A 2697-nucleotide genomic window follows, 5' to 3' on the forward strand; every position below is an offset into this window, starting at 1 on the left:
GTTCCATGAAGAGGTCGTCCGCGGTCGGACCGGCCTGGCTCCCGGACTCCGGGGCGTGCGGGATCGCGTCAGGGGCGCGCTCGGCGTCGAAGTCGCCGGCGGAGTCCGGGGCGCGCGGCGGGAGGGCACGGCCGTGGTAGGCGCCGCGTCCGCCGGGCGCGAAGAGGTCGTCGTGCTCCGGGGTGGTGTGGGACCCGCCGGCGGTGTCGTCGGAACGGACGTCGGCGTCGTCGCGGCGGGATCCGGTGGCCCGGCTGTGCTCGTCGGGCTCGGTGGCGTGCGGCGGTTCGGTGGTGCGGCGGAGCGGACTGACCCGCTGCGGCAGCGCGTCGAACCCCTCCGCGTCGAACCCCTCCGCGCCGGACGCCTCCGAGTCGGGGGCGTCCGGGAGTCGGGTGGCGGCGGCGGGGGCCACCGGTGCCGAAGGCTCCCAGGCGACCGGTCGCTCCGGGACGGCCGGCCGCTCCGGAACGGCCGTCGGACGCACCGGCGTTGGGGCCGTGCCGGGAACACCGCGCGGCTGTTCACCCGACGGGCCCGGCGTGAGCTCGCCGCGCGGCGCGGGGATGCCGAACTCCTGACGTGCGCTGGACGGCTCCGGCGTGGCGGGGGTCCGCTCCCCGACGCCCCTGAGGGCCGTCGACGGGTCGGCCGGCGCGACGACGGCGGGCGGGGCGACGACGGCGGGCGGGGCGTCCGCACGGGGTCGGGTGACCAGTTCCTGCGGGATGCGCACGATGACCCCGGTGCCGCCCCGGGCGGACGGCCGGAAGGAGACGGTCAGACCGTGCTTCCGCGCCAGGCAGCCGACGACGGCCAGCCCCATGCGCGTCCCGGACAGCGCTGCCAGGTCCAACGCCTGGCCGGAGACGGCCCGTTCGGCGCGGCGCAGCGCGAAGTCGCCCATCACCAGGCCGCTGTCCTCGATGGTGACGACCAACCCGGCGGGAACCTCCTCCACGTAGACGTGCACCTCGGAGGTGGGCGGTGAGAAGTTCGCGGCGTTGTCCAGGAGTTCGGCGAGCGCGTGCATGACGCCTTCGGCGGCGTGGCCGGCGACGGCGACGTCGACCGTGGTGTGCAGCCGTACGCGGCGGTAGCCCGCTATTCGGCTCATGGCGCCGCGCAGCACGCTCTCCATGACGATCGGCCGGGCCCAGCGGCGGCCGGAGCGGGCGCCGGTGAGCACGGCGACGCTGTCGGCGAGGCGGCCGGCCTGCGCGGTGCGGTGGTCGAGGTGGAGGAGGTCGGCGAGGACGTCCTCGTCGGCGTGCCGGTGCTCCATCTCGCGCAGGTCGGCGAGCATGCCGGTGGCCAGCGCCTGCATGCGGCCGGCGGCGTCCGCGCAGGCGGACATGGCGGCGGCGCGGGCGGCCTCGCTGCGGCCGAGTTCGTCCGCGACGACGCGCAGCAGTTGCCGGTGGGCGGCGTCGTGCGGCTGCTCGACGGCGGCGAGCGCGGTGTCCGCCGAGGCCCCGGCGCGCAGGCGGGCCACGACGTCCGGCAGGGTGCTCTCCACCAGCCGGGCCGTGTCCCGTCGGGCGGCGGCGGCCCGCTCGGCGTGCGCGCGGACCCGCTGCCGCTGCTGGACGACAAGCACGGCCGCCAGGCACAGCAGCACCGCGACGGCACCGGACGCCCAGGCGGCGGCCACGCGGAGGGACGGCGGGGCCGCGTACACCGCGAGCCCGGCACCGGCGCCGCTCAGCAGCGCGGTGAGCAGGGGGGCGGCGAGCGATGACCGCAGCGGTGGACGCTCCGTCCGTCGGCGCGCGGACGGCTGGTGCGCTGTCATCATCGGGTCCTTGACGGATCGGCTAGGAGCAATCCGGAGAGGACCACTCCTGATCAATTCGTTGACACTATAGGTGATTCTCCGGTCACCGTGGATGGCAAGCGGAAATCAATACCCGTCAGACCCGGACGCCCAAACGCTTTAACGGGCAACAGATCTGACGTGGCGCCAGGCCGCACGTCCGGCGACTTCTTCCAGCCGCCGCTCGCAGCCTGCGGCGATGCGGCCGACACCGCTCCCGGCAGGTGGGCGGGCCGCTCGGGCGCCCGACGGCCGGGGCGTGCGCCGGCGGTCGGGGCGTCGCCGATGTCACACCCGCGCACCCCGGACGGCCCCGCCGACGCACGCGCCGACCGGGCCGGGTCACGTGGTTGACGCCCGCCACAGCGGCGAGTCCGGTGGTCCGCCCTGCGCATGATTTCTTGTCTTCCTTTCCGGGAACGGCCGGCACGCGCCGCGGCCCCGTCCCGGGCCGTGCGGGCCGGGACGGGGCCGCGTGATCCGGTGGGCCCGGGTTCGCCGCTACACCGGCCACCAGGACCTGCGTGCCCTGCGGTGGCTTGTCGCCGCCGGCCGCGCCGTCGGCGCGGGGTCCGGCTGGGCCGGCGGCAGTTCGGGGGGCAGGCCGGGCCCGGCCGCCGCCCCCTGCGCACCCCCGACGTGGGACGCCCGGGACGCACCGCCCGCACCGCCCGGGTGACCGCCCGGGGCGTACGCGCCGGTGGGGGCGTACCCGCCCCCCGCACCCGGGGCGCCGGGCGCGCCGGCAGCGCCGCCCGCACCGGACGCGCCCACCGCCCCGGCGGGCAGCGGCTGTCCCGCCGAGCCGCCCGCCCCCGACGTCCTGCCCCGCGGGGAGAACGTGACGGGCAGGCTGTTCAGCCGGTTCGACACCAGGGACG

At 77.4% G+C, this 2697-nt stretch carries 1 protein-coding gene; it reads right to left on the reverse strand.

Annotation, left to right across the window (positions count from 1 at the left end; all coding sequences use genetic code 11):
* Positions 1-1795: sensor histidine kinase (locus GL263_RS24765; protein WP_438948002.1), on the reverse strand; the 1795-nt coding region annotated here is incomplete at its 3' end.
* Between the last annotated feature and the right edge of the window lie 902 nt (positions 1796-2697).

It is taken from the genome of Streptomyces durbertensis (genome assembly GCF_014156695.1).
Lineage (GTDB): Bacteria > Actinomycetota > Actinomycetes > Streptomycetales > Streptomycetaceae > Streptomyces > Streptomyces durbertensis.